General features: G+C 67.6%; 20 protein-coding genes and 1 tRNA gene. 10 read left to right on the top strand and 11 right to left on the bottom strand.

The features are described from left to right. Positions 1–81 precede the first annotated feature (81 nt). Positions 82–813 (bottom strand): SDR family NAD(P)-dependent oxidoreductase, encoded by a 732-nt coding sequence (locus ACWCHM_RS30940; RefSeq protein WP_454220933.1) that lies wholly within the window; start codon positions 811–813, stop codon positions 82–84. Positions 814–882: 69 nt separating this feature from the next. Here ACWCHM_RS30940 and ACWCHM_RS30945 point away from each other — a divergent pair, with 69 nt between their 5' ends. After that, positions 883–1,710 (top strand): LysR family transcriptional regulator, encoded by an 828-nt coding sequence (locus ACWCHM_RS30945; protein ID WP_204957401.1) that lies wholly within the window; start codon positions 883–885, stop codon positions 1,708–1,710. 461 nt (positions 1,711–2,171) lie between these two features. Here ACWCHM_RS30945 and ACWCHM_RS30950 read toward each other — a convergent pair whose 3' ends face one another. Together ACWCHM_RS30950 and ACWCHM_RS30955 are read right to left on the bottom strand one after the other, a co-directional pair. Next, on the bottom strand, positions 2,172–3,374 hold the full coding sequence (locus ACWCHM_RS30950) for a helix-turn-helix domain-containing protein (RefSeq protein WP_454220934.1): 1,203 nt from the start codon (positions 3,372–3,374) through the stop codon (positions 2,172–2,174). Next, positions 3,361–3,525: a hypothetical protein gene (locus ACWCHM_RS30955; protein WP_454220935.1), complete on the bottom strand. Its 165-nt coding sequence runs from the start codon at positions 3,523–3,525 to the stop codon at positions 3,361–3,363. The genes ACWCHM_RS30950 and ACWCHM_RS30955 overlap by 14 nt, the downstream gene beginning before the upstream one ends. A gap of 194 nt (positions 3,526–3,719) precedes the next feature. On the opposite strand from ACWCHM_RS30955, the gene ACWCHM_RS30960 reads away from it, so the two are divergent. Further along, a complete protein-coding gene (locus ACWCHM_RS30960) occupies positions 3,720–4,799 on the top strand; it encodes a helix-turn-helix domain-containing protein (RefSeq protein WP_454220937.1) in 1,080 nt (359 codons plus the stop codon). A 902-nt stretch (positions 4,800–5,701) separates the two neighbouring features. On the opposite strand, the gene ACWCHM_RS30965 is transcribed toward ACWCHM_RS30960, so the two are convergent. The 5 genes from ACWCHM_RS30965 to ACWCHM_RS30985 all read right to left on the bottom strand — a co-directional run bounded on the left by ACWCHM_RS30965 (position 5,702) and on the right by ACWCHM_RS30985 (position 11,773). Next, positions 5,702–6,820 (bottom strand): IS630 family transposase, encoded by a 1,119-nt coding sequence (locus ACWCHM_RS30965; protein WP_454220938.1) that lies wholly within the window; start codon positions 6,818–6,820, stop codon positions 5,702–5,704. Positions 6,821–7,108: 288 nt separating this feature from the next. Further along, on the bottom strand, positions 7,109–7,483 hold the full coding sequence (locus ACWCHM_RS30970) for a hypothetical protein (protein WP_454220940.1): 375 nt from the start codon (positions 7,481–7,483) through the stop codon (positions 7,109–7,111). Between the two features lie 2 nt (positions 7,484–7,485). Then, positions 7,486–9,459, bottom strand: a complete 1,974-nt coding sequence (locus ACWCHM_RS30975; protein ID WP_454220942.1) for an AAA family ATPase — start codon at positions 9,457–9,459, stop codon at positions 7,486–7,488. Continuing rightward, the gene (locus ACWCHM_RS30980) at positions 9,456–9,719 is read right to left on the bottom strand and encodes a hypothetical protein (RefSeq protein ID WP_454220944.1); all 264 of its coding nucleotides are present in this window, start codon (positions 9,717–9,719) and stop codon (positions 9,456–9,458) included. Before ACWCHM_RS30980 ends, ACWCHM_RS30975 begins: the two co-directional genes overlap by 4 nt. Before the next feature lie 2 nt (positions 9,720–9,721). Continuing rightward, positions 9,722–11,773 carry a DEAD/DEAH box helicase family protein gene (locus ACWCHM_RS30985; RefSeq protein WP_454220946.1) on the bottom strand — a complete coding sequence of 684 codons (2,052 nt, stop codon included), beginning with the start codon at positions 11,771–11,773 and terminating at the stop codon, positions 9,722–9,724. 996 nt (positions 11,774–12,769) lie between these two features. Between ACWCHM_RS30985 and ACWCHM_RS30990 the strand changes: the two genes are divergently transcribed. From ACWCHM_RS30990 to ACWCHM_RS31015, 6 genes are all read left to right on the top strand, one after another. After that, positions 12,770–13,561 carry a ParB/RepB/Spo0J family partition protein gene (locus tag ACWCHM_RS30990; RefSeq protein WP_454220948.1) on the top strand — a complete coding sequence of 264 codons (792 nt, stop codon included), beginning with the start codon at positions 12,770–12,772 and terminating at the stop codon, positions 13,559–13,561. After that, positions 13,558–14,514, top strand: a complete 957-nt coding sequence (locus tag ACWCHM_RS30995; protein ID WP_454220950.1) for a hypothetical protein — start codon at positions 13,558–13,560, stop codon at positions 14,512–14,514. The genes ACWCHM_RS30990 and ACWCHM_RS30995 overlap by 4 nt, the downstream gene beginning before the upstream one ends. Then, positions 14,511–15,878, top strand: coding sequence for a DNA methyltransferase (locus tag ACWCHM_RS31000; protein ID WP_454220952.1), 1,368 nt, complete (start codon positions 14,511–14,513; stop codon positions 15,876–15,878). Before ACWCHM_RS30995 ends, ACWCHM_RS31000 begins: the two co-directional genes overlap by 4 nt. Before the next feature lie 1,199 nt (positions 15,879–17,077). Beyond that, the gene (locus tag ACWCHM_RS31005) at positions 17,078–18,637 is read left to right on the top strand and encodes a replication initiator (RefSeq protein WP_454220954.1); all 1,560 of its coding nucleotides are present in this window, start codon (positions 17,078–17,080) and stop codon (positions 18,635–18,637) included. After that, positions 18,634–18,831, top strand: coding sequence for an excisionase family DNA-binding protein (locus ACWCHM_RS31010; protein ID WP_026269772.1), 198 nt, complete (start codon positions 18,634–18,636; stop codon positions 18,829–18,831). Before ACWCHM_RS31005 ends, ACWCHM_RS31010 begins: the two co-directional genes overlap by 4 nt. Continuing rightward, complete coding sequence (locus ACWCHM_RS31015; protein WP_454220956.1) at positions 18,831–20,048, top strand: tyrosine-type recombinase/integrase; 1,218 nt, start codon at positions 18,831–18,833, stop codon at positions 20,046–20,048. Before ACWCHM_RS31010 ends, ACWCHM_RS31015 begins: the two co-directional genes overlap by 1 nt. Before the next feature lie 75 nt (positions 20,049–20,123). On the opposite strand, the gene ACWCHM_RS31020 is transcribed toward ACWCHM_RS31015, so the two are convergent. Then, positions 20,124–20,197: transfer RNA gene (locus tag ACWCHM_RS31020), tRNA-Pro, on the bottom strand. Between the two features lie 267 nt (positions 20,198–20,464). Beyond that, the gene (locus ACWCHM_RS31025) at positions 20,465–21,358 is read right to left on the bottom strand and encodes a metallophosphoesterase (RefSeq protein WP_454220958.1); all 894 of its coding nucleotides are present in this window, start codon (positions 21,356–21,358) and stop codon (positions 20,465–20,467) included. A gap of 25 nt (positions 21,359–21,383) precedes the next feature. Between ACWCHM_RS31025 and ACWCHM_RS31030 the strand changes: the two genes are divergently transcribed. Continuing rightward, positions 21,384–21,839: a GatB/YqeY domain-containing protein gene (locus ACWCHM_RS31030; RefSeq protein WP_088643824.1), complete on the top strand. Its 456-nt coding sequence runs from the start codon at positions 21,384–21,386 to the stop codon at positions 21,837–21,839. Between the two features lie 97 nt (positions 21,840–21,936). On the opposite strand, the gene ACWCHM_RS31035 is transcribed toward ACWCHM_RS31030, so the two are convergent. Next, positions 21,937–24,369: a penicillin-binding protein gene (locus ACWCHM_RS31035; RefSeq protein ID WP_281902246.1), complete on the bottom strand. Its 2,433-nt coding sequence runs from the start codon at positions 24,367–24,369 to the stop codon at positions 21,937–21,939. Between the two features lie 402 nt (positions 24,370–24,771). Between ACWCHM_RS31035 and ACWCHM_RS31040 the strand changes: the two genes are divergently transcribed. Then, on the top strand, positions 24,772–25,092 hold the full coding sequence (locus tag ACWCHM_RS31040; RefSeq protein WP_145922143.1) for a WhiB family transcriptional regulator: 321 nt from the start codon (positions 24,772–24,774) through the stop codon (positions 25,090–25,092). Positions 25,093–25,157: the final 65 nt, after the last annotated feature.

Genomic DNA, 25,157 nt, shown 5'->3' on the forward strand with positions numbered 1-25,157 from the left:
CGGGCACGGGTGACCGTGCCGCCGTCGTCCCCGACCGGGCCGGGGGCCACTCCCTGTTGCCGGGAGTGGCCCCTGACCGTCTCACCACGGCACCTTCCCGTCGTCGTCGAAGAACCCGCCGCTGGGGCACTCCCGCCCCAGCGTGGCCAGCCGCACCACCACCGCCGCGCCCTCGGCCGGCGTCCGGGACAGCTGGAAGGGCAGCCCCTTGGCGAAATCCGTGTCGCACGCGCCCGGCGCGATCGCGTTCACCAGGATCCCGTCCCCGGCCAGCGCCTTCGCATACTGCACGGTCAGCATGTTCAACGCCGCCTTGGACACCGGATAACCCAGCGACGCCGGCATCCGGCTCAGATAGTGCGTCGCGTCGGTCATCCACGCCATCGACGACGTGCCACTGGACACGTTCACGATCCGCGCCCCGGCCGAGCGGCGCAGCAGCGTCAGCATCGCCTCGGTCACCGTCACCACCCCGAACAGGTTCGTCTCGAACACCTCCCGGATGCCGTCCAGCCGGGCCGCCCCCGGTGCCTGCGCCGTCAGGTCACCGCCGATCCCCGCGTTGTTGACCAGGATGTCCAGCCGGCCGAACCGGGCCCCGATCTCCTCCGCGGCAGCGGCGACCCCGGCCGGATCGGTCACGTCCAGCCGGACCGCCGACGCGCCCCCGATCTTCGCCGCCGCCTCCGCTCCCCGCTCCGGGTCCCGGGCACCGACCAGCACCGTGATCCCCAACTCGGCGAGGCCCTCGGCGACGGCCCGCCCGATCCCCTTGTTCGCCCCGGTCACCAGCGCGATGCGTGCTCCACTCATGCACCCAGCCCAGCACCGGCAGCGCCTGCGGACCAGGACCGAACCGGTCCGTGGCGATACCTTGGCGGTATGGATGACGTCGAGACGCGCGAACTGCGTTACTTCGTCGCGGTCGCCGAGGAACTGCACTTCGGCCGCGCGGCACAGCGCCTCGGCATCGCCCAGCCACCCCTGTCCCGGGCGATCCGCCTGCTCGAACGCCGGATGGGTGTCACGCTGCTGGAACGCACCAGCCGCGCGGTCCACCTCACCCCGCCCGGCGAGGTGCTGCTCACCGAGGCCCGCGGCGCGCTCGACGCGGTCGAGGCGGCGATCCGGCGTACCCGAAAAGCCGCCCGAACCACCCCGCGCCTGACCCTGGCCCTCAAACCCGGCGGCGACGCCGGACTGCTGCGCACCATCCTCGACCGCTACGCGGCATCTCCCGACGCCATCCCGGTCGACCTCGACTTCCGGGTCGGCGGACGCGCCGCCATGGTCCGCGACGGCCGCGCCGACCTCGCCCTGCTGCACCGGCCGCAGAACGACCTGACCGGCCTGGACAGCGACGACCTGCACACGGAGGACCAAGTCGTGCTGCTGCCCGAGGGTCACCGGCTCGCCGAACGCGCCACCGTGTCGATGGCCGACCTGCACGGCGAACCGATGCCCCGCTGGCCCGAAGCCCGCCCCGGCGTCACCGGCCACCCGGTCGCCGACAGCAACCAACTGCTGCACCTGATCCAGCTCGGCCGCCTGATCGCGGTCGTCCCGGAATCGGTAGGCGAGTACCTGCCCCCGGGCCTGATCAGCCGCCCCGTCCTGGACGCCGACCCGGCCACCCTGGTCCTCGCCTGGTCGCAGACCAGCACGTCACGCGAGGTCGCCGCCTTCGTCCGCGCTGCGGTTGCCGGCTGAACCGGCTCGCCGCCGCAGCGACACCCGCGCAGCACCTGCCCGCCGACCGCGTCCAGCACCACGGACCCGCTTGTACGTCACTGCTGTACAGAAGCACCAGAGGACACATCCATGGATCGGATGTGCCCTCTGACCTCTGTCGGGTTGGCCGGATTCGAACCGACGACCTCTTCGTCCCGAACTGCCGGCACGCCGGTCGGATCGGGTGTCATCCGAGGTCATGCGGCCTGCTGGGGTCGCGCTGGGTCGGGTGCGGTCGGCTCGGTTGCTGTACTCCGCTGCTGTACTTCTTCCGCCGAGCGCAGGACGTTGCGGGCTGCGGCCGCCACCGGGCAGCCTGCGGTCCGGCAGATCGGACAGCGGCCGTCGGGTCCGGGCTGGTGATCGCGGAGGACGGCACGGGCAGTGAGGATCAGCCGGTTGCGGATCTGCGCCAGGGACAGGTGAGGACCGGTCACCGTTCAACCCGTTCCGAGCATGTCGACGAGTTGGGTGATCGTTCCTGGGGCGTCGGGATCGCGGGCGACCTGGGCGAGGGTGTCCCTGCCAGCTGGTCGATGGTGGATCTCGGCCGGTGCGGTCCGGTGGGCCTCCATCAGGACCCGGCCGGCATTGACCGGGTCGTTGGCCTGGAGGTAGGCGCGGGCAACGTCGATCAGGTACGCGGCGCGGTGTTCGGCGGGCAGCCACCGCCAGCCATCCCGCACGGTCACCTTCTCGTGCCAGGCCACGGCCGCCTCCGCGTCGCCCAACTCCACCGCCACGGTGATCCGGGCCAATTCCACCGCCGTTGCCCCGAACCCGGTCCGGTGATGGTCGTGACCGTCTCCTACCTGCGCTGCCATCTCCGCAGCCTCGTCGACCAGCTCGGCGGCGGTGCGGTCGTCCCCGGCGCAGGCGGCGGCCAGAGCGGCCTGCACCAGCAGGGTCCCGCACAGAGACAGCTCGGCTGGTGGGCCGCACTCGATCACGGGCGGGGCGATCCGGTACGCGGCGGTCAGCATCACCGACTTCGCCACCCGCGCCCGCCCCGAGGCGCGTAGCACCTGACCGAGCTGCACCGCAGTGGCCGCCACCAACACCCGGTCACCGGTGGCGACGGTCATCGCCCGGTCGACCGCCAACCACGCCACATCGAAGGCACCGAGCTTCACCAGCAGCGACGCCGTCACCCGGTACGCCTCCACCAGCGGCAGCCGCCCCGCGCGGGGATCGTGGGCGTGGGTGCGCTGCGCGTCGGCCACCAGCTCCGGTACCAGGTCGATCACCTGCGGGTAGCGGGCGTGCTGGAAGGCCGTCCACACGTGCGCGGTTTCCCGCGTCAGCCTCTCGGCTGTTAGTACAGGTCGGCGGGCGTTCGGGCGCGCCAAAGCGATCTCGTACGTCGTCAGGGCCGCGCGGATCCGTTCCACACCCTCGGCGCGTTCGGTCACCCCGGCCGGCTCGACGTGCCGGCCGAGCAACACCCCCGGCTCGATCCGCAGGACGGCGGCGATGTCCTGAAGCGTCGACACCTTGTCCAGGGTCCGGACACCCCGCTCGACCTTGTCCACCCAACTCTTCGACTTACCCAGCCGATCGGCCAACACCTGCTGGGAGAGCTTCCGCCGTCCCCGCCAGTACGCCACCCGACGACCGACCGGCAACAGGTCAACGCTGTCCACGACGCCACCGATGGTCGGGCACCGCCCGGGTGGTCTCCTCGGCCGGTATCCGTTCGGCCTCGGCTTGCGCCAGGATCCGTTGTCGGGCGGCTTCCCGTTCCGCCTGCTGGATCTGTTCGCCCCTGGACTGGTCCGGAACGTCGCCGCTCATTCCCGCCTCCACCGTTAGAGGGGGCGCGGCGACACTGCTCTCGGGGGGACCGACGCCGCCGCGCCCGGCTGGCGACGTGACCAAGCCCGGTCGTCGCACCGGCCGCGCTGACCACGTCTGGTGTCTACTCTTGTGATCCCACGACTACGCTCGGAAGTGGCTCGATGCTTTCAGGACCTTTCACGGGGGCTCCGATGGATGACCTCGGCGCACAACTGAGGCAGGCTCGTACCGAGGCGGGCGTGACGCTGGCCTCCATCGCGGCCCGCACCTGCTACTCGGCTTCGCACCTGAGCAACGTCGAGTCGGGACGTCGGACCGCGACGCCGGACATCGTGCTCGCCTACGCGCGGGCGTTGGGAGACCCGGACGTGAGACGCAGGCACCTTCTCCAAGCCGCCACCATCGGCCCGATCGCCGCCAACGAGCTGATCCGATCCGGCTTCACCGCAGCCCTCGCCGGCCGACGGGACAGCGAAGACCGCTGGCGCGACCGGGTCGAGCAGTACGGCCGCGACTACATGGAGATCGGCGCGGACAGCCTTCAGGGCAGGCTTGCCAGTGACCTCGTCGTCCTGCAACAGCAGCTCGACTCCCCGACGATGTGGGCGACCGCCGCCCGCGCACTCACCACCTACGGCAAGACCACCAAGGACCCGACCGAGGCGATCGGCTGGTACGACACCGCCCGGATCGCCGCTGACCGCTCCGGCGACCTCGCCGTCCGGGTCTGGGTACGTGGCCGGGCCGCCATCGCCCTGGCCTACGAAGGCGCGGCCCTACCCGTCGCCAAGCGGTACGCCGACGAGGCCATCGCCCTGTCCGACCGTCCGTCGCTGGGACGCCTCCAGGCACTGATGGCCCGCGCACACGTCGCCGCCGGACGAGGCGACATCGGCGGAGCCGTCACGGCCGACGAGGACGCACGACGGATCTTCGACGAGACCGCCTCTCCGGACGGGGAGATCTCCGACGCCGCCGTACCCGCCTGGCGCATGGCCACCTTCCGGTCGATGCTCTACGCCCGACTCGGCATGGTCGGTCCCGGCGAGCAGGCCCAGACCGACGCCGACCGGCTCCGGCCGCCAGCGCTGACCCGGTTCGCCACCCACATCGAGCTGCACCGGGCCCTCATGATGGCCAAGTCCGGGGACCGAGCCGGGGGACTTGCGTATGCCCGACGAGCCTGGGCAGTGCTGCCGGCAGACCGCCGCTCACAAACGCTCGGACTGGTGCTGCAAGAAGTGGAGAGAGCGGCACGAAAGCCAGCCTGACCTCCGCTGAGGGATGCGGACCCGACCTGTTGACCGGTGCCGGCTTGTGCCGCACAGCAGCGATGTGCAGGTGTGAGCCGTTGAGCCTTGGCGTTGAGAACCAGCCCCTACCAGGCGTTGCGCTGCCTTTATGCTGCCTCACCGCTGCCCGACTCGTGTTGGCTCGGCCGCCAACCTGAGAGCAGTGCCCGCCACCGCGATTCCTGCTTCTCAACAGCTCACGACGCCAAAGGCTGATGACAACCGTAGAGCTTGGGTGGCATGCTCAGGTCATGTGCGGCATTCGAATTACCGCTGGAGCTGATCTCCAGATCTCCGGTTTACGTATAGAGATCAGGGACGACGGCTCCATCCATATGCCACCGGTTACGACCAGGCTCCGCACTGACATGTGGCCGTATTGGCTGGCTGAGGCCATCGACGCCGCCGTTGGAGCCCGAGAGGCTGCGAATCGCATACCAGCAGCGGTCCAAGCGGGCGATGAAGAGCAAATGGACGAACTCCTAATTCGTGAGCTGAGAGCCTCGATGCGAAGCATCACCGCCGCAGCTTTCGCCATTGACGCATTCTATGCATCCGTAAAGGCGCGGTCTCCGGAGCATCCGCATCAGCAGGACTGGCTTCGAAATAGGACGCCGCGCTTCGGGGGATGCGGCATCAAGCTGCCGATGCGTGTCAACTGATCGCAGCAGCGCCGACGAGCAGGTGTCGGGCATCGTCGGCGAAGGTCTCACGCCAACCCCCACCGACGCTCATGCTGCCTTCTTGCTGCCCCGCTCCGGGCCGCATTCACAAGCGCTGTGCGGCAGGTCGTCCTTGGCGGAGAGGCCGCCGCTACAGCGCACCACCAAGCGTAATAGCTCGGCCTAGCGCCGCGGCCACGAACGTTGGCGGTGTGGGGGTCAGGCTGCGCGGGTGGTGGGTTGGCCCCAGCGTCGTTGTCGTTCGCTGCGGATGCGGGCGCGTTCGCGGCGTTGGGCGGCCAGGACGTCGGGGTGGCGGGCGTTGGCGTTGCGCCACCGCAGATAGGCCTGCAGTTTCCGGGTCAGCGTCGGGTGGTTGGGGTGGTCGGAGCCGGCGGTGACGAAGGTGCGTAGCGGCCCGAACTGGGCCTCGATCGGGTTGGCCCAGGAGGCGTAGGTCGGGGTGAAGCACAGCTCGACCTTGTTCCGGGCCGCCCACCTGCGGATCTTGGCGCCTTTGTGCGCGGACACGTTGTCCAGGATCACGTAGATCGGTGCGCCGTCCGGCCGGGCGGCACGGATCGACTTGAGCGCGGCCAGGGTGTTCGCGGCGCTCTTTCGGCGGCGCACGACGCCCCAGAGTTGGTCGTCGCCGACGCTGTAGCAGCCGTGGAACTGCCGGACGCCGTGCAGCTTGTGGTAGTTCGCGGGCAGCCGGTGTGGGTGCCCTGCCGGCGCCCACCCGGTGCCGGCCTGCGGACGGATCACCAGGGGCCCGAACTCGTCGAACGCGAACACCCGCTGCGGGAAGTGGCTGCTCACGTACTCGATCCGGGCGAGTTTGGTGTCGCGTTGCGGGTCGGTGGACTCCTTCCACGTCTTGGTCCGCTGGAAGGTGATCTTGTTTCGGTGCAGGATCTGCCGCAACCGTTCCCGGCCGACACGGACCCGGCGGGCGGCATGCGTGCCCAGGTGGTCGGCGAGTTTGCGGACGCTCCAGCGGGTGAACGGCCGCCCCAGTTTCTCGGGGCGGGTGGTGGCCGTCGCGACGAGGAATGCTTCGTCATCGGGACTGATCTGGCGGGGACGGCCACCCGCCCACTGAGGGTCCAGGCTGGCCATCCCCATCTCGTTGAACCGGTGGATGACCTGCCGGATCGTGTCCTCGTCGGCCTGGACGAGGCGGGCGATGGCCGGCACTGTGTTCCCGCCGGCTGAGGCGAGCACGACCATCGCCCGCCTCAGCCGGATCGGCGAGCCGGTACCTCTGCGAGTGATCCGCAGCAACTGCTGACCCTCATGGTCACTGAGCCGCCGAACACGAACGGGTTCTGCCACCACCACAGCCTGACCGCCACAACGCCACCCGGCCGAAAAGCCGGACGGCGTGTCCACCAACACCGTGAACGTTCGTGGTCACGGCACTAGCTAACGCTTATGAAAAGCGGGCGCCTCACGTCCGCCCGCCACCGCGGACGAGAGTCGGTGGCCGAGGTCCGGCACTCCATCCAAGCCGGGCCACCAACTCGATGGGGATGACCTGGCAGAGATGCTGAACATCCCTAACGGATGGCACAGCATCGCCGGTGTCCTGGCGAGCCCAGCCGGCAAGGTCTTCCTACTGTCCTACCCAGACGCACTTGTCATGATGTCGGCGAGGCTCTCGTTGCCTTCGAGCCGGCGGGCGATCTCCCGCACGCCGAGCTCGGCTAGTTTCTCCGCCGTGGCGAATGGGCGGTGCGTTTCGCCGATGCCAAGGATGTCGATGAGGTCGCGGATGCTGCTTCCACTCTCTAGTGTGCCGAGCGCGTTGAACTTGGTGTTGTAGCCGCCTGGCGGGGCATCTACCGGATCAAGGCCAGCCGCCACGGCGTACGAGATTGCGAATCGGTACGCGTCCGTCTGATTCGCGAACCGCCGGTCTGCGACCAGTACCTGGATGGCCTCGTCGCCCTTGGCGGTCAGACCGATCTGCTGCTTATCCTCCTGATCCTTCCCCACGGCTACTGAGTCCTCTCGATCGTGGCCATTTCGGGATCATCGCTCGGCCGGTAGATCCTATACTCGTGCCCGATTCGGTTGCCCATAATGTTCCGAGCCTGCTCCTCGGTGAGCTCGCCTGACTGCACGAGCAAGATCGCCTGGTTGCCCAGCTCTGGCACCCAGGTCTTTAGGACGTTGGCACGGTGCTCTAGGTCAAGACGCGCCAGCGGGCTGTCCAGGACCACGGGGCCGCCCCGTACGGCGGCTCGCTTGAGCGCACCAATCAACGAGAGGGCGACGAGCTGCTTACCGCCCTCACTCGTCTTCATGGCCTCACCCCACTTACCGACAAGATCAACCCTGTAGTCGCGGCTGATGCGGAGCCCCTGGTAGGCCTGTGGATCGCGGACTAGCGTCACGAACATCTCGCTGGCAGCCTTTTCCACCTCAGCCCGCGTCCGCTCCTGGTAGCGCTCAATTGTCCGCGTCAGCAGCGTGCGCACGTACTCGAAGAAGAACGCCTCGGCTGCAACCTCTGGCTGGGCGCCGCCCCCAAGGCGCCGCAGAATGCCGGCGAGCTTTTCCTGCTGCTTGTTGATCTCGTCCTGTCTGGGCTTTTGGTTCCTGAGGATCTGCCCATATCGCTCGATCGCTGCTTCGAGCCGATCCTGCTCTTCACCAAGTTGACGGACCGTGGCCGCATCGTGGTCCTTCAGGCGATCCTTCAGACCGTTGAGCCTGCGGTTGCGTTCGAACTGGGTAGCGGCAACCTTATTGAGCTGCTCCTGCTTCTGCTGATACGTCTTGGCAGTCGTCGTATCGATCAGCTCCCGGATCCGCCGCTCAAGGCGAAGATCTGGCCCGTCGCCTGCCGATTCCTTCAACCGCTTCAGCTCGGCTTCTGCCTCCGCCAAATCCATTTGGGTCGACTCGTCCGGCGGCGGCAGTTCCTGCTGACAGGCCGGACAGATCCCACCCTGGATCTGCTTTCGCAGCACGTCGACGCGATCACGGGCGACCTGGATTGCCTTCTGCTGCTGCTGGGCCGCGTCGTTCTTCGCCACGACTCTTTGCAGGGCCCCGTTGAGCTTGCCGGCGGCAGGTGCGAGCCAGCCGGTTGTGAGCAACCGTCGCATGTCCTCCCGGAGCTGCTCCTCTTCCTGCTTTCCGCCCGCGATCAGGACTTCCAACCCCTCCATCTCACGAGCATCGGCCTTCAGATCTTCGACTCCTGCGATGCGCTCCTTGACGTCTTCCAGCGCCGACTTGGCCTTGCTGAGCGCGTCCTCGATCTCTTTTCGGTCCTTGTCCAAGCTCTCCTGCTTGGACTTCAAATCGCGGATTTGCTTGCGCGCATTCTCGACGTCTTTCTTGTTCTTAAGCGCCTTAGCCTGCTTCTGAAGTGCGTGCTCGGTCAAAGTCGCAACGTCCCGCTCGGCCAGTTGCAACGCCGGGATCCCGAGTACGTTATCGATGCTGTCTCGGAGGAGGTCTCGCTCACGGTCCGTGTTCAGTCGGTCGTAGAAGTCCTTGAGCAGCTCACCATCGAACAGAAAGAACTCGGAGATCTGCGGGTGCAGTAGACGGCCGATCTCCGCGTCGATTGAAGCCTGCTGAATCACCGTTGAGTCCACACGAAGATCGGCGGATAGCTTTGGCGGTCCGCCTTCGAACCTCGCAGTGCGCACGAGCCGGTACTTGTGCCCATTTGCTGTGAACTGCATGCACGCCTGCATGTCAGTCTCGCCGTCTCTCGCCGCCGGGCGGTTCATGTACTCAGACAGATGCCGAGCGGCTTGGGCGGGCGTACTCCCCGATTCAGGGCTCCCGTACAAACACCACCGTAGCGCCCGGAACAGGCTGGTCTTGCCAAGTGTGTTCTCGCCGTGGATCACGACGATGGGGGCGCTGGAATCAGTCTCTAGGTTAAGCGTGTCAATCTCACGGTATGGACCGAAATTCTTGAGGCTGACGCTCTCGAATCGCAGGCTCATTCGGACAACTCCACCCGGTCGAGGATTCGCTGGCTGACGTGCTCCTGGAGCGCTCTGAGGTCCCGCTTGAACTTGGTCCGGTCATCGTCGAACTGGTGGCGCCAGGCAAGAGCAATCAGCTGCTGGTAGTCCTCCGGCTCGAATGCGCCAGCCGCCGCGCCGAATTGCTTGACTACGTCGAGATCGGCGGCGACCTCGTTAAGGGCCGCCAGGGCGCCTTCCCGGCCATGGCTGGCCTCGTCGTTCTCGGGTTGGAACATGTTCAGTCGCCTTCTTCTTCGTAGTCGATCCAGTCAGGCAACGTGACCGGGTCTTGGCTGAGGGAAACAATCACCTTGAGCCGTTCTCTGGCTGCGGTATTCCGTGCCAACCGCACGAACTCCAGGGCTCGCATGGCTTCACTCTTGGTGAGTGCTCCGCCGATCGGATCGACAAGCATGAGGTCGTGAACCTCAGCGCTGACCTTATTCGTACCAGGGGCCTGACGGAGGACGCGCCCGCGTCGCTGGATGTACTCGCGTTCCACGGTCGAGCTAGCGAGGATGAGCGCGTGGTCGGTAACCGGGATGTCGATGCCTTCATCGAGGCAGCGGATTGCGATGACGATGCCGCCGTACTCGCCAAGGCTGCGGATGACTGCGTCGCGGTCGCTTGTCATCTCGGAGTGGAACTCAAGTGCAGGGAGTCCGGCGGCGAGACACTCCTTGGTGAGCGCCTTTAGCTGCTTTACGTCATCGCAGTAGACAAGCCAGCGATCGCCGGCCTGGTACTCCCGCTGTAGGATGTCGGCTGCCATTGGCACCTTGCCGCGAGCCTGCTTTAGGACGCGCGCGCGTCGGATCAGGAGCATCTGGAGCGGGCTGTTGGCGTCGTTGACCGAGACGCCTTGACTAACCATCTGTCCGATCCGCTTAGTGAGGTGCTCGTACTGCTCAATCTCGTCGTCGTCTAGCCGCAGTTCGTGGAGGCGATAGTCGTACGGGACGAGCAGGCCGAGCATCAGCGCTTCGGCCAAGCCGATCACCGGCATCAACACAGGTCCGAAGAAGTCCATCAGCCGGCTCGTGCCGTCCTCATCGAACTGCCTGCGGAAGGTGGCGCTCAGGCCGAGGGCGGCGCCGCACTTGGTACGCTCTAGCGCATTCAGGACGCGTTGGCTGCCTGCCCGGTGCATTTCATCAGCAACGATCAGCAAGTGATCGCCGCTCTTGAGCCGGCGGTGGAAATCGTTACTGGCGAAGGTGTGATTAGTCGCCACCACGATTCGGCGATGGTGAGCCGAATTTCCTGGCGCGCTGAAGACGGGAAGTAACTGCTGCCAGGCCGCCTTGTCGCTGCCTGCGCCTGCGGGCAGGATCTGCGCGTCTGGAAGCTCAAGCTCGATTTCACGTATCCACTGGGCGTGCAGGTCGCGGCCCGGCGTCAAAATTACCGCGGCGCCGCCACGGCTGGTCCAGCGTTTGACGCCCTCGATGGCGGTTAGCGTCTTACCGGCACCGGTGGCGAAGTTCACGATGCCATGGTGCTCCTTCGCCTCCCAGTCCTCCAGCACCAATCGCTGGTGGTCCATGAGCGGTCGCCCGGTCGTCTGAGCCTGGCGGCCCAACCGAAGCGACCGGACGGCGTTGATAGCGTGGTCCAGGTCGTCATCGGCGATCGCGACGAGTTGCTCGCGGGTGACTTGGTCCAGGTGCGCGATGCGTACACCCGGCTCTCTGCCCCGCCACAACCGCCGGAAAGTGTCGACGTGATCGCGGGTGCGGAGCAGTTCCGGCTCGTTCTTCCAGCTGCAGAACACCTCGAAGGACTCATGGTTGAGGCCCCACGCCCGCCACGTCTCGTTGGCGCTGCCGACGAAGCTGACGCGCTTGCCCTCCGCGTCCTCGAAGATGCCCAGCTTGTCATGGAAGATGCCGCTCGGATTGTCAGTGAAGGCGATGCGCACGTCTACGATGTCATTGGCGATCAGGGTCGCCAGCAGTCGGGTGACTGGTACCGCCTCTGGACGGGTCAGCAGCATCTGCAGGTCGGCACGGACGGTTGACTGGGCGTGGCGGCCGATTTCGTCGGCCTCTTTCATTGCGGCGAAGTCCTCGGGCGTGAGGGCAGGCGAACATATCAGCCGCATGCGGCCACCTCGCCGAACGAAGTCGGAGAAGGCCAGGGCAACCACGTGGTACAGCGTGCTGCTGAAGTACCCCACCGCCCGGTCGTAGAGCAGGGCCTCCTGGAGGCACGGCACGTAAAAGTCATCGAGCAGCATGTCGCGGCCCGATCGGTACGCAGGGCCGAGGCCCAGGTCCCGCAGCGTCAACGCTGCCCCTCCCCTCCGAGGCGTCGCACGTAGGCTATGTCACCGATGCCTCGGGCTGCCGAATCCAGAAATGATCACAGCCTTCTACGCCGGGCGCAACGCAAGCCATGTCCGTCAGTCCTGGTCTTGTCAGACGTGCGGTCTACATTAGACGGGCCTTCGGCAAGATCGATCTGTCCTGCCGAGACTGGGCCCTCCTGGCAGCCCGTGTCGAGGCATCTGCTGTGGCAGAGTGGAACCGTGAGGGACAACGGGACGGAAGTTGAGACCACCCGTCCCAGGAGCGCCGCGGCAAGTGGCGCAGCACTCCTAGGGTTGTCTCAAGCGGCAGCAGCGGCGGCGCCGACGCTCTCGTCCGGCTGCTCCTCCTCGCGGATGGTCGAGTGGCCAGCGCCTTCCTCGGAAAGATTGGGTGTCGAGGATGTCAAGTGTGGTCCCCAAGCGAGTGGACCACTCGGAGCGCTCCGAGACGTAGAACCGCGCACGGTCCTCGACGCTCTCCACCTCGCACGATCCGATGACGAACAGCATCACCTCGATAGCTGCCCGCAGTCGAGGCGTGGCGTCCCGACCCTTGTAAACGCGGGTGTAGAAGCGATGCGTGGTGTCGAGCCAAACGACGCGAAGTAGCGTAAAAACGGCGGCGAGCCCCCTACCTTCTCTCGCGGGTATCCACGCCGTGACCCGCATCGCCGTGTCGTCACCCCGGCCGCCCCAGGGCTCACCCCCGCACATGATGGGTGACGCGGAGCGAAGGACAGGATCTTCGCTCGGCAGCAGTCCAGCGACAGCATCAGCGCAGGCCAGAGGACAGTTCCGCCCCCGTGTTGCCTACCGGGCCGCCCCCCTGGGAGGGTCTGTCGTACCTCAGTGGTGAAATGACAGGTGTGTAAGTTAGGAAAGGTGACGGACGTGGCTACAGACGCCCCCACGGGGCGCGGCGATCTTGAGTCCCGGCGCTTAGTTGAGGCCCGGGGGCCGCGTACGCGACGCGGGGTGAAGCAGCCGCGCATCCAGGCGATCTCAGTCGCCAAGATTCGCCCCGAGGATGGTCTGGGACGTAAACGCGACCGAGAAGGTCACCGCGAGCTGTGCCAGTCCATCGAGCAGTTCGGCGTGCTCACCCCGGTGACCGTCCGGGTCGCGCCGGACGGCTCCGGCGACTATCTCCTGATTAAGGGGCAGGGCCGGACGCTGGCTTGCCGCCTCCTGGGCATCGAAAGAATCCCAGCGATAGTGGTAGACGACGAGTTCGGCGAGTACGAGAAGGTCCAGCAGTTTCTCGTCGAGAACGTGGCCCGGCTGCGGATGCGTCCCATCGACCGGGCAGTGCTCATCGCCCGGGCGCGTCAGGATGGTGAGGAGACGGCCAGCGTGGCCAAGCGGTTCGGCGTCACCCCCGCGACGGTCCGTAGGCTGGAGAGCCAGCTCGAGGGCGCCAGTAACCGTGAGGTGGCCGCCCTGCAGGATGGCAACCTCAACTTGGCCCTGCACGCGGTGATCGCGAGGTACATGGGTCCCGACGAGCGGTCGGACGCTGTTAGCGCCATCGCTGGGTTCAAGCTGAAGACGAGGGAGCTCGAAGTGCTGTTCGAGGCGCTCGGCTGGAAGGACCTGGTACATCTGGGGCCGGAGCACAGTTTGGCTCGATTGAAGTTGTTGGCTTGGGCCTGCGCCACGCTGCACCGGCTGCCGGCCGGATCCATCGAAGCGCGGCTGGGTCAGCTGGGCGCGGAGCTGCCCATTGAATTTGGTGGCCCGACCCCGCGACGGGCGGTGGCGAGTTGAAGCTTGTTGCACTGCGACCGGACGAGCTGATCCTCAGCGACGAGCTTCGGCGATCGGGGAGTTCAAAGCAGTTCGAAGATCGGCTAAGGGCGTCCATCGAGGAGATCGGACTGGCCGAGCCGCTGAAAGTGGCGCATCTGCCGACCGGCAATTACCTCGTGGTTGATGGCACCATGCGGCTGCGTGCCATCCAGGCAATTCGACAGGACTACCCGGAGCGGTTCGAGACCGTGCCGGCCTATCTCACCGACTACGAACGTCGGTTCGAGATCCGATACCAGACGGACATCTATCAGGACCTGCTACCCAGCCAACTGGCGTCACTTGTTGAGCACCTGCATCAGTCCGCGCGGGTGAAAAAGGCCGACATTGCACGGTACCTTGGAGTATCGCCGGCGACGCTCCGCAACTACACCGGGTTGTGGCGGCTCGTACAGCGTGGCGGCCTGTTTGCCAGGATCGTCGACCTTATGGATGCGGAGGTCTTCCCGGCCTCCAACCCGTACGCTTGGCTGCGGCTGACGGCCGGCGGCCTGGAGCACGTGCTGACGCAGAGCTTTTGCGAAAACGGCGAGACTCCGGACGAATGGATCGACCGCACGATTGTGGCGGCCCGGCACGGCAGCGTGCAGAGGGTACCTACGGCCGTGGTGGAGTCCGCGACCGGCGATCTAAACCCTGAGCACTATCGGGAAGTCGAAGACCTGCGGCTCGTCAAGAAGGATCTGGGGCTGCGGCGGGCCATGAACCTGACGCTGCCGGAAATGCCAGAGCCGAAGGCTCCGCAGCCGGAGATTGCTGAACCTGCGCAATGCGGGCCTGCCGCGCCAGCCAAGGCGCAGCCTCGGCGCAGCACGGTGGCGGCACGACGGCACCTGTCCCGGGTAGCCCGTGAGTCGCCCGAACTGGTTCTACAAGCGGCGGCCCGTTCCCTAGCGGAGTACCTGACATGACCACTGCATCCTTGGACTGGTCTGAAGACGCCTTCTTCGAGCCACCTGAGGCCAAGCCACTCGATGGTGGCACCACCTCTCGGGGCCACCTGTGGCACACCGCGCCCCAACGATGGGGCCACTCGATGCACACCATGTGCTCATACCACGGCATGTTCCCAGCCAAGCTGGCGCACTACTTTATCCAGCGCTATACCCGGCCCGGGGACGTTGTACTCGACCCTTTCAGCGGCCGCGGCACCGTGGCACTGCAGGCCCGAGCTGAGGGTCGGCGGTCGATCAGCAACGACCTCAGCCCGCTGGCCTACGTTCTGACGCATGCAAAGGCGAAGGCCCCAGAGTACAAGATTGTGCTGGAGCGCCTCGGGCAGATAGAGGAGCGTTACCGGCAGTCCAAAGCCCAGCCGGTTGCGGTTTCTCCCGACATTGAGATGCTTTACCATCCCACAACTTTGCGGCAGCTGGTTTTCCTTCGCGAGGAGCTGCATCGTAAGCCGTTCACCGAGTGGACCGCCGCAGAGACAGTGATCGCGGGTTCCCTGGCAGGCATCATGCATGGCTCATTCCGTCGCGACGGCACGTCGCAGTACCTGAGCATTAGCATGCCCAACACGTTCAGCATGTCGCCCTCCTATGTGGAGAAGTTTATCCGCGAGAAGGGGCTGGTTAAGCCACCCCAGGATGTGTTCGAACGTCTGCGCGAGAAGCTGGCCCGCGTCTACCTGGACGCGGTAGACGGACCTGATGGCCAGGTGTTTCATGAGGACGCTGCCCAACTCATGTTGAGTGACCGTATTCGAGCCAGAAGCGTGGACCTTGTGGTGACGTCGCCGCCATACTTGCAGGTCGTCAACTACGGTACGGCGAACTGGATTCGGCTGTGGCTTTTGGGAGTTGAGGAAGTGGGCCGAGAACGGGGCGCCGGACGTCGTAACCTCGACAAGACGCTCGATCACCGCCACACCTACGACTCGTACCGTGAATTCATGACGCGGACCATCCAGGGCATAGAACGAGTCCTTAAGCCCAACGGCGTGGCTGCGATTGTGATTGGTGATGTAGCCAATCCCGGCAAGGAGGTCATCCAGCTGGCAAGCAAGATTTGGGCAGACGTCAGCAGTGAGACGACGCTGAGGTTGGTCGAGACCATTGACGACTTCATCGATATTGACAGGAAGGTCAGTCGGATCTGGAAGGACACTAAGGGGCAGGCCACGGCATGTGACTCGGTGCTCGTACTGACACACGCCAAAGGCAAGCCGTGGGACGGCCCGGAAGATATCGACTGGGACGAGCCTTACAAGGACGGCGGCCCTGACGCCGCTCATCAGCGTGTAAGCGCAGGTCGGCACCGACACCAGTAGGCGGGGAGATCTGACCGGCAAAAAACGCGATGAGTCGGCGGCGCCTCGGTGAGAAAAGCACTGCTTGGGCGTTGAGAATGGGATCTTGCGCCGGGCAGCAGCCCGTGCTGCGCGAGGATCCGGCCGCCATTCAGACCGTCGCGTCAAGCGGACCTTGACACACGGACGGAGGTCGCGGGAACAGACTGAGTCGGCTCTCGTGTCGCGGACCGCGCCCCCAACGGACACAGCCACCGTGGCGCAGTTGACCCAACCTCGCCCGCCGCGGGCCCGGCTCCCGGGGTCGGGATCTCGCCCCCGGCGGTCACCCCTCCCCTCCCAGGTGAGCAGTTGACTTGACCTTGATCGACCGTGAGCCGGCTCCTGGACGACCGGCACGCCACCCGCGCGGACACCGCCCCCATGGCTTGAGGCTTGCCAAGCGGCTGGGTGCCTTTCTGTGCCGCGCGGGCTCGTGGCCGCGCGGCTCGGCCGGCTGCCGGCCCGCCCCTTCATCCGTCAACAGTCTGTCGATCTGCTGCGGCCCGGTCGGGTTCTCCGCTTCCGCGCCAGCCGCCGGGCGCTGGCGTGGTCCGGCCCTGTCGCAACGCAGAGGGGCCGGGCCACGCGCCCTGGCGGCGGCGCGTGCGGCCCGCTTGTCGGGCCGCCTTGATAGACGTACAGAAGGTCCTCCCACACCAGCAGGCAGCCGGACGCCGCTGCGGGTTCACGGCGGGTTGACGTGTCGGTACCCGGTGCTACTCTGGCCCTCGTCGAGCACGCCAGTGCGGCCTTCCCGCCAGATCGCTGAACTCGACTTCGGAGCTGCCGAGCGGCCTTCCTGCCGCTGATGCGGGCCACGTCCCGCCGACTCTCGACCGCACCGGCCGATGCATCGGCCACAAATCCGCTGAGCGGCCCAGCACGGCCTTCCCGCCGTCCACGATGGCCCTCGGATTCGCGCACCTCAACGGGTGGGGATCGCCTGCGGCAACCCACCGGAAGCCGACAACCAGGCACCCCCACCCGTCCCGGCATCACCCAAGATTCAGAAACTCAGCTCAACGGCGGTCCGAGGCCGATGGCCGAACCCCGCCCTCCGGCGTGAGCCGCCCTCTCCGGCGGTGCCAGGAGACACCACGAACACCACCGACGGACACCGCTCCGGCGTCCGGTGGCAGTTCGTCGCCCGTCCCCTGCCACCTCTTGAGGAGAAAGCCGTGTCCACCCTCACCGCCGGTCGTGACGCCCAGGCCCTGCGCCGCGTCGTCGCCCCGGACTACTTCGGCTGGCTGGAGCACACCCGCGCCGCCGGAGGCTGCACCCGCCCGATCCGCCTGACCGGCACCCTCGCCACCGTCGAACCCGCCACCGGCCGGGTCCTGGCCGAGCAGCACACCGACGAGCTGCCCGACCGGACGCTGTACAAGGCGTGCGGCAACCGCCGTGCCGCCCAGTGCCCCGACTGCGCCTGGGTCTACGCCGGTGACGCCTTCCAGGTCGTCCGCTGCGGCCTGACCGGCGGCAAGACCATCCCCGCCACTGTCAGCGCGCATCCGGTCGTCTTCGCCACCTTCACCGCGCCATCCTTCGGCCCGGTGCACCACCGGCACATCCCCCGACACACCTGCGCCAGCCGGCGACGCTGCGACTGCCGCCCGGCACCCTGCCGCGCCCGGAGCACCGCCGGCACCTGCCCACACGGACAACCCGCAGCCTGCTTCACCCGCCACGACGCCGACGATCCTCAGCTCGGTCGACCGCTCTGCCTGGACTGCTACGACCACGACCACCAGGCCGTCTGGAACTACTCCTCGGGCGAGCTGTGGCGACGCACGAAACAGGCGATCGAACGCCACCTCACCGCAGTGTGCCGCCGACGCGGCATCCCCCACGTCCAGGTCGTCACCGACTCCGGCCGAATCCGGCGGGTGCCTCCGGTGCGGGTGTCCCACGGCAAGGTCGCCGAGATGCAGCGCCGGGGCGCGGTGCACTTCCACGTCCTGCTGCGCCTCGACGGCGTCGACCCGCACGACCGGCACGCCCTGGTCCCGCCGCCGGCCGGCATCACCGTCGACGACCTCGACGCCGCCGTCCACGCCGCCACCCGACAGATCACCGTCACCACCCCGCCGCACCCCGACCGCCCACAGGGCTGGCCGATCGCCTGGGGTGAGCAGGTCGACGTACGCCGCATCGGCACCAGCGACGGCGACGTGACCGACGCCAAGGTCGCCGCCTACCTCGCCAAGTACGCCACCAAGTCCACCGAGGTCACCGGTCACTGCTCCACCCGACTCACCCCGGACACCGTCGACGCCTACGCCGACCCGGAAGGCGACCACCTCGCCCGCCTCATCGACGCCTGCTGGCGACTCGGCCGCCCCACCCGGCACCGCCCCACCCGGACAGTCGGGACGACAGAAGACCGTCAAGGCGACCTTGACCCCACACCGAACATTTACGCCGGGCTGCGCCGATGGGCACACATGCTCGGCTACGGCGGCCACTTCCTCACCAAAGCCCGCCGTTACTCGGTCACCTTCGGCCTGCTCCGCGACACCCGCGCCGCCTACCGCCGTACCGAGCACACCGACACGGCCGACAGCGACGACACCGCCGGCACGGTCACCGTCGGCACGTTGGCCTTCGTCGGCTCCGGCTGGCTGACCGACGGCGACGCCCTGCTCGCCAACACCGCCGCCGCCCGACGCCGGGAACGCCGACGCGTCGGCCGGGAAGAACTCGCCCACGAGGCGTGGTCGGGGGTGGCGGCGTGACCCGGCACCTCACCCCACGCTGGTACTCGCCCGCCGAGGTCGCCGTGCTGCTCGGCTTCGGCCTGTCCAAGGTCAAGATGAAGATCGCCACCGGCGAGCTGCGCTCCATCAAGGACGGCAAGTACCGCCGCGTCCTGCCCGAGTGGGTCGACGAGTACGTCCGCGAGCAGGTCCAGCGGCAGGAGGCCGCCTGATGCCCGCCCGCACCCGCGCCAACGGCGAAGGCTCGATCTTCCCGTACCGCAACGGCTTCGCCGCGTACGTCTGGGTCACCAGGCCCGACGGGAAGCGGACCCGCAAGTACGTCTACGGCCAGACCCGGGAGGTCGTCCACGACAAGTGGATCAAGCTGCACCAGCAGGCCAAGGCCGGGCCGGTCGCCACCCGGGTGCCGACCCTCGGCGACTACCTGACCTACTGGCACCGGGAGGTCGTGCGCCCCAACCTCGCGCCGCTGACCTGCGCCACATACGAGACGATCCTCCGGCTGTACGTGATCCCCGGCCTCGGCGGGAAGCGGCTCGACCGGCTCCAGGTGCGCGACGTGCAGACCTGGATCAACGAGGTGGCCCGCGCCTGCCAGTGCTGCGCCCAGGGCAAGGACGCCCGCCGCCCGGAACTCAAGAAGCGCTGCTGCGCGCTCGGTCGGTGCTGTGGTGACGTGCCGTCCGCCCGCACCGTCAAGGACGTCCGGGGCGTGCTGCGCTCCGCGCTCAACCACGCGGCCACCGAGGAACTGGTCACCCGCAACGCCGCCGCCCTGGTCAAGCTCCCACCGGTCCGTCGCCGCCGGGGCCGGGCGTGGACCAGCGACGAGGCGCGTCGCTTCCTGGAGTCCGCGCGGGCCGACCGCGATCCGCTCTACGCCGCGTACGTGCTGATCCTGGTGCTCGGCCTGCGCAAGGGAGAGGTGCTCGGCCTCACCGGGGACGCCGTCGACCTGGCGGCGGGGGAGCTGTCGATCGGCTGGCAGTTGCAGCGGGTCGGCGGCCAACTGCTGCACCGGGAGACCAAGACCCAGACCTCGGACGCCACCCTCCCGCTGCCGGACATCTGCGCGGCGGCACTCGCCCTCCGCCAGCAGGCGAGGAAGGCCGACCGCGACGAGGCGGGCATCGCCTGGCAGGGATCGCCACTGCTGTTCACCACCCGTTACGGAACCCCCATCGAGCCGCGCAACTTCAACCGCTCCTGGGACGCCCGCTGCGCCCGTGCCGGAGTACGGAAGATCACCGTGCACGATGCCCGGCGTACCTGTGCGACCCTGCTCGTCGACCTGGACGTGCACCCGCGCGTCATCATGCAGGTGCTCCGGCACGCCGAGGTGTCGGTGACGATGGAGATCTATTCGCAGGCGTCCTCGGACGCCACCCGCGACGCCCTCAAGCGCCTGGGCGAGAGTCTGCGGTGACAGCTGCTGTACTCCACTGCCGTACAGAAGCACTAGAGGGCACATCCATGGATCGGATGTGCCCTCTGACCTCTGTCGGGGTGGCCGGATTCGAACCGACGACCTCTTCGTCCCGAACGAAGCGCGCTACCAAGCTGCGCCACACCCCGAGGCGTGCGGTGAAATAGTAGCCCACCCGCTCCGCCGATCAAACTCGGTACCCCCCGGCTCCGGCCGCTCGGGGCCGGGGGTGTCTCTGATGGCCCTCCGTCGCCCGGTTCCGCCCTGCTGCCGACCGGGTCACCTCACCTGCTCCATGATCAGATTGCGATTTCGCGCAGTGTTGACGGCGTGTCGTCTGCATTTCGGCAATCTGATCATGGAGTGGGCGAGAAGGCGTAGCAGGGCAGGAGGCGGTGGGGGCAGCAGAGCAGGGATCAGCGGGGGGTGAGGGTGAGGATGCTGGCCTCGGGTGGGCAGGCGAAGCGGACCGGGGCGGTGGGGTGGGTGCCGAGGCCCGCCGAGACGTGCAGCCAGGAATCGGAGCCGGGCCACCTGTGCAGGCCCTTCGCCATCGCCCTGGGCAGGCCGCAGTTGGTCACCAGCGCGCCGTAGCCGGGTACGCAGACCTGACCGCCGTGGGTGTGCCCGGCCAGCAGCAGGCCGAAGCCGTCGGCGGCCATCTGGTCGAGCAGCGCCGGTTCCGGGGCGTGGGCGAGCGCGATGGACAGGTCGGCGGTGGGGGTGACCGGGCCGGCGACGGCCGGGTAGTCGTCCTGCCCGATGTGCGGGTCGTCCACGCCGACCAGCTCGACGAGGCGGCCACCGGCCTTGAGTGAGGTACGCGCGTTGTTGAGGTCCGCCCAGCCGGCCCCGGTGAGGACGTCACGCAGTTCCTCGTACGGCAGGGCGGCGCCCTCGGTGTACTCCCGGCCGGGCAGGAAGTAGGTGAACGGGTTCTTCCAGACCGGCCCGGTGTAGTCGTTGGAGCCGAAGACGAACGCGCCCGGGTAGTCGAGCAGCGGTTGCAGGGCGCGCAGCACCCCGGGCACCGCGTCGGGGTGGGCCATGTTGTCCCCGGTGACCACCACCAGGTCCGGGTCGAGGGCGGCGAGCGACGCCACCCACTGCTGCTTGCGCCGCTGGTCGGGCATCATGTGCAGGTCCGACAGGTGCAGCACGCGCAGTGGCTCGGCGTCGGCCGGCAGCACCGGCACGTCGTACCGGCGCAGGGTGAACATGTTGCGTTCGACGAGGGACGCGTACGCCAGGGTGGCCGCCCCGGCGGCGACGGTCCCGGCGGCGAGGCCGAATAGTGTGCGCTTTCGCATGCCGACCAGGGTAGTTTGACCGTCCATGAGCACGCTGAAGGACCGCCTGACCGCAGACATGCGCGCCGCCCTCAAGGCGCGCGACGAGCTGACCACCTCCACGTTGCGGATGGCGCTGGCCGCCGTCGGCAACGCCGAGGTCGCCGGCAAGGCCAAGCGCGAGCTCTCCGACGACGAGGTGCTCGCGGTGCTGACCAAGGAGGCGAAGAAGCGCCGGGAGGCGGCTGCCGCGTTCGCCGACGCCGGCCGCGCCGAGCAGGCCGACAAGGAGACCGCCGAGGGTGCGGTGCTCGATCGCTACCTGCCCAAGCAGCTCTCGGAGCAGGAGCTGACGGAGCTGGTGTCGGGGGCGTTGGCCGCGGGCGGCTTCACCGAGAAGTCCCAGATGGGCCCGGCGATGAAGGCGGCCCAGGCCGCGGTGGCCGGCCGGGCCGAGGGTGGTCGCGTCGCCGCCGAGGTACGCCGACAGCTCGGCCTCTGACCCACCGTCACGCCGGTCGGTCCGCTTCGCCGGTACGCCGGACACGCAACGGGCGGGCACCCCGTGTGGGGTGCCCGCCCGTCGTCGTCGGTACGGGTCAGTTGTTGCCTGGTGGTCGGCCGCCCGGCCCGCCGGGCCCGCCGGGCGTGTTGCCGCCCTGGTTCGGGGTGCTGCCGCCGCCGCTGCTCACCTCGATGGTGACCACGCCGCCCTTGATGGTGCGGCCGTTGGGGCTGGTGCCGGCGACGGTGCCGGCCGGGCACTCCGAGGCGATCTTGTTGTCGGAGACGACGACGGAGAAGCCGGCCTCCTTGAGCTTGCCCCGGGCTCCGTCCACCGACTGGCACTTCACGTTCGGGATGGAACGCTGGTCACCGTTGATGATCTTGCCGTTGGGTGGGGTGAACTCGACGCCGGGCTTGCCCTTCATGGCGTCCCGCAGCGTCTCGTAGACCGCCGGGTTGATGCCGGTGGCCGTGTCGTGGCCCATCTGTTGGTTGGTCTGCGCCCAGTCCGGGTCGGCCATGATGCCGGCCACCGCGAACTGCTTGGTCATCGCCACCAGCGAGGAGGTCTTCTCGCTGTCGGTGGTGCCGGACTTGCCGGCCACCGGCTTGCCGACGATGCCCCGGACGTTGCGGGCGGTCGCCCCGGAGCACTTGGAGACCGACGACCGGTCACCGACCGGGCAGCGGGCCGCGTCCACGGCGGCCCGGGCCACCTCGGTCGAGATCCGCTGCTCACAACGCGGGTTGGCGACGTCGAGCTTGTTGCCCTCCGGGTCCTTGATCTGCTGCACCGGGATCGGCTCGCAGTACTTCCCGTCGGCCGCCAGGGTGGCGTAGGCGTTGGCCAACTCCAGCGGGGTGGTCTGGGAGACACCCAGGGTGAACGCGCCCCACTGGTTGGCGCCGCCCTCCTTGGTGGCCCGGCGGGCGTCGTCGCTGCTGCGGAAGGTGATGCCGAGCTTCTGCGCCGCCTTGATCACGTTCTCCGCGCCGACCTGCTGCTCCAGCGGGACGAAGTAGGTGTTGACCGAGCTGCCGAAGGCGGTCCACATGTTGTGCACGCCGGCCATGCTCGCCGAGGCGTTCTTGGGGCAGTAGAAGTGCGTCCCCGGGCAGGCGGCGGGCGAGTTCTGCTCGACGATGTACTCCGACTTGAAGACCGGCGGCGAGTTGATCTGGTAGGCGAGCGGGATGCCCTTCTCCAGCGCGGCCACCATGGTGAACATCTTGAACGTCGAGCCGGCCTGGTAGCCGGTGATGCCCTGGCCGCCGCTGAGCAGCGGGTTCACCGTGTTGGGGTAGTTGCCCCGGATCTTCTTCTTGGCCTTCTTGGGGTCGCTGGAGAGCTTGTTCTGCGGCTTCTTCGGATCATCGATCTTGAAGTTCCGGTTGACCGACAGCGCGCGCACCCGACCGGTGCCCGGCTCGATCGCGGCGACCATCCGGGCGGCCTTGCTGTTCACCCCGAGGTTGCGGCGGACGGCCCGGTCGGCACCGTTCTGCGCCTGCACGTCGAGCGTGGTGGTGATGGTGTAGCCACCGCTCTTGAGCCGCCGCTCCCGGTCGTACGTGGTGGAGCCGAAGGTCTCCTGCGAAAGCCACCAGCGGTAGAAGTAGTCGCAGAAGAAGCCCCAGTCCTTCTGGTTGGTGGCGACGCAGCCGTTCGGGGTGCGCTTGTCCTTCACCACCAGCTTGGTCGCCTTGGCGGCGTCGGCCTCCTGCTGGGTGATGGCCTTCGTCTTGACCATGTTGTCGATGACGTAGTTACGCCGGTCGAGCGCGAGCGGGTAGCCGCTGCGGGTGGTCGGATCGTTGGTAGTCGGCGCCTTGACCATGCCGGCCAGCAGCGCCGCCTCCTCGATCTTGAGGTTCTTGGGGGACTTGCCGAAGTACACCTGGCTGGCGGCGAAGATGCCGTACGCGCCGTTGCCGAAGGAGGCGAGGTTCAGGTAGCGGGTGAGGATCTCGTCCTTCGAGAACTCCTTGTCGACCTGGAGGGCCAGCCGCATCTCGCGGATCTTGCGGGCGCTGGTGTCCTCGGTCGCGGCGACCACGTCGGCCGGGTGGGTGGCCGAGTAGGCGATGGCCAGCCGGACGTACTGCATGGTCAGGGTGGACGCACCCTGCTGCGAGTTGGTGCCGGACTGGTTGTTGACGAACGCCCGGGCCACGCCGTTGACGTCCACGCCGTTGTGCTTGTAGAAGTCGTGGTCCTCGGCGGCGATGATCGCCTTCTGCATGTACGGGGAGATGTCCGCGAGCTTGACGTCGCGCCGGTTCTCGTCGTACATGGTCGCCAGCGGGGTCTTGCCGTCGTTGGCGAGCAGGTAGCTGATCTGTGGCGCGCGGGCCACCGTCAGCTCCTTGGGCAGCGCGCCGAAGGTCTCGGCGCCGGCCTTGGCCGCCAGACCGGACATCGCCACCGCGGGGAAGGCCGCCGCCGCCACCACCACACCGGCCAGCAGGCCGCAGATCAGTAGCGATGCGGCGTTGGTGAAGACATTGTGGTCACGTTTCCGCATCCAGGTCACCTCGACAGGGTACGCGAGTAGGGAACGAGGGGCGCCGGGGCGTTCTTTCCCCATTTCCTGCGCGCGCCGACCTCGTTGTGCTAAACGCACGACCCCCGGTGCGAGGTTGCGGGTGACCGCGCCGAGTCTCCACCGACCGGTGGAGCCCGCGCAGCGTTTTCACGTACTCCGACGGGGTAAGCGGCGATCGAAGGCCCGGGAAGCCGGGACTGTCCGGAATGTTGGATTTCGCCGACAACGTTGCGTAATCATGCGACTACAGAGCATGATGGTGGCGGCGACCCGAGCCACACGTCGTCCGTGCCTCCTTGGGGAAGGAACGGGCCGGACGACCGGGGGGAACGACGGCTGGTCGCACGAGTCGGTTGGTACTGCAAGGGGGGACGTGTACAGATGGGGATGATCACTGACTGGCCGTCGCTGGCGGCGTGTCAGAACGGAGACCCGGACGCGTTGTTCGTACAGGGCGCCGAGCAGAACGTCGCGAAGCGGATCTGCCGCAGCTGCCCGGTGCGGTACGAGTGCCTGGCCGACGCGCTCGACAACCGCATCGAGTTCGGCGTGTGGGGTGGCATGACCGAACGGGAACGCCGCGCCCTGCTGCGCCGGCACCCGCAGGTGGCGAGCTGGCGCAAGATGTTCGAGGCGGCGATGAAGAAGAACGCCAAGGACCGCAGCGGCAAGGACAAGATCCTGGTCACCACCGCCGGCTGAGACCCGACCGTGGTCCGACCGGACCACGGTCCGCCCGGCGCGGGCCCGGCCAGGTGGACCGGCCC

The organism is Micromonospora sp. SCSIO 07396 (assembly GCF_053667945.1).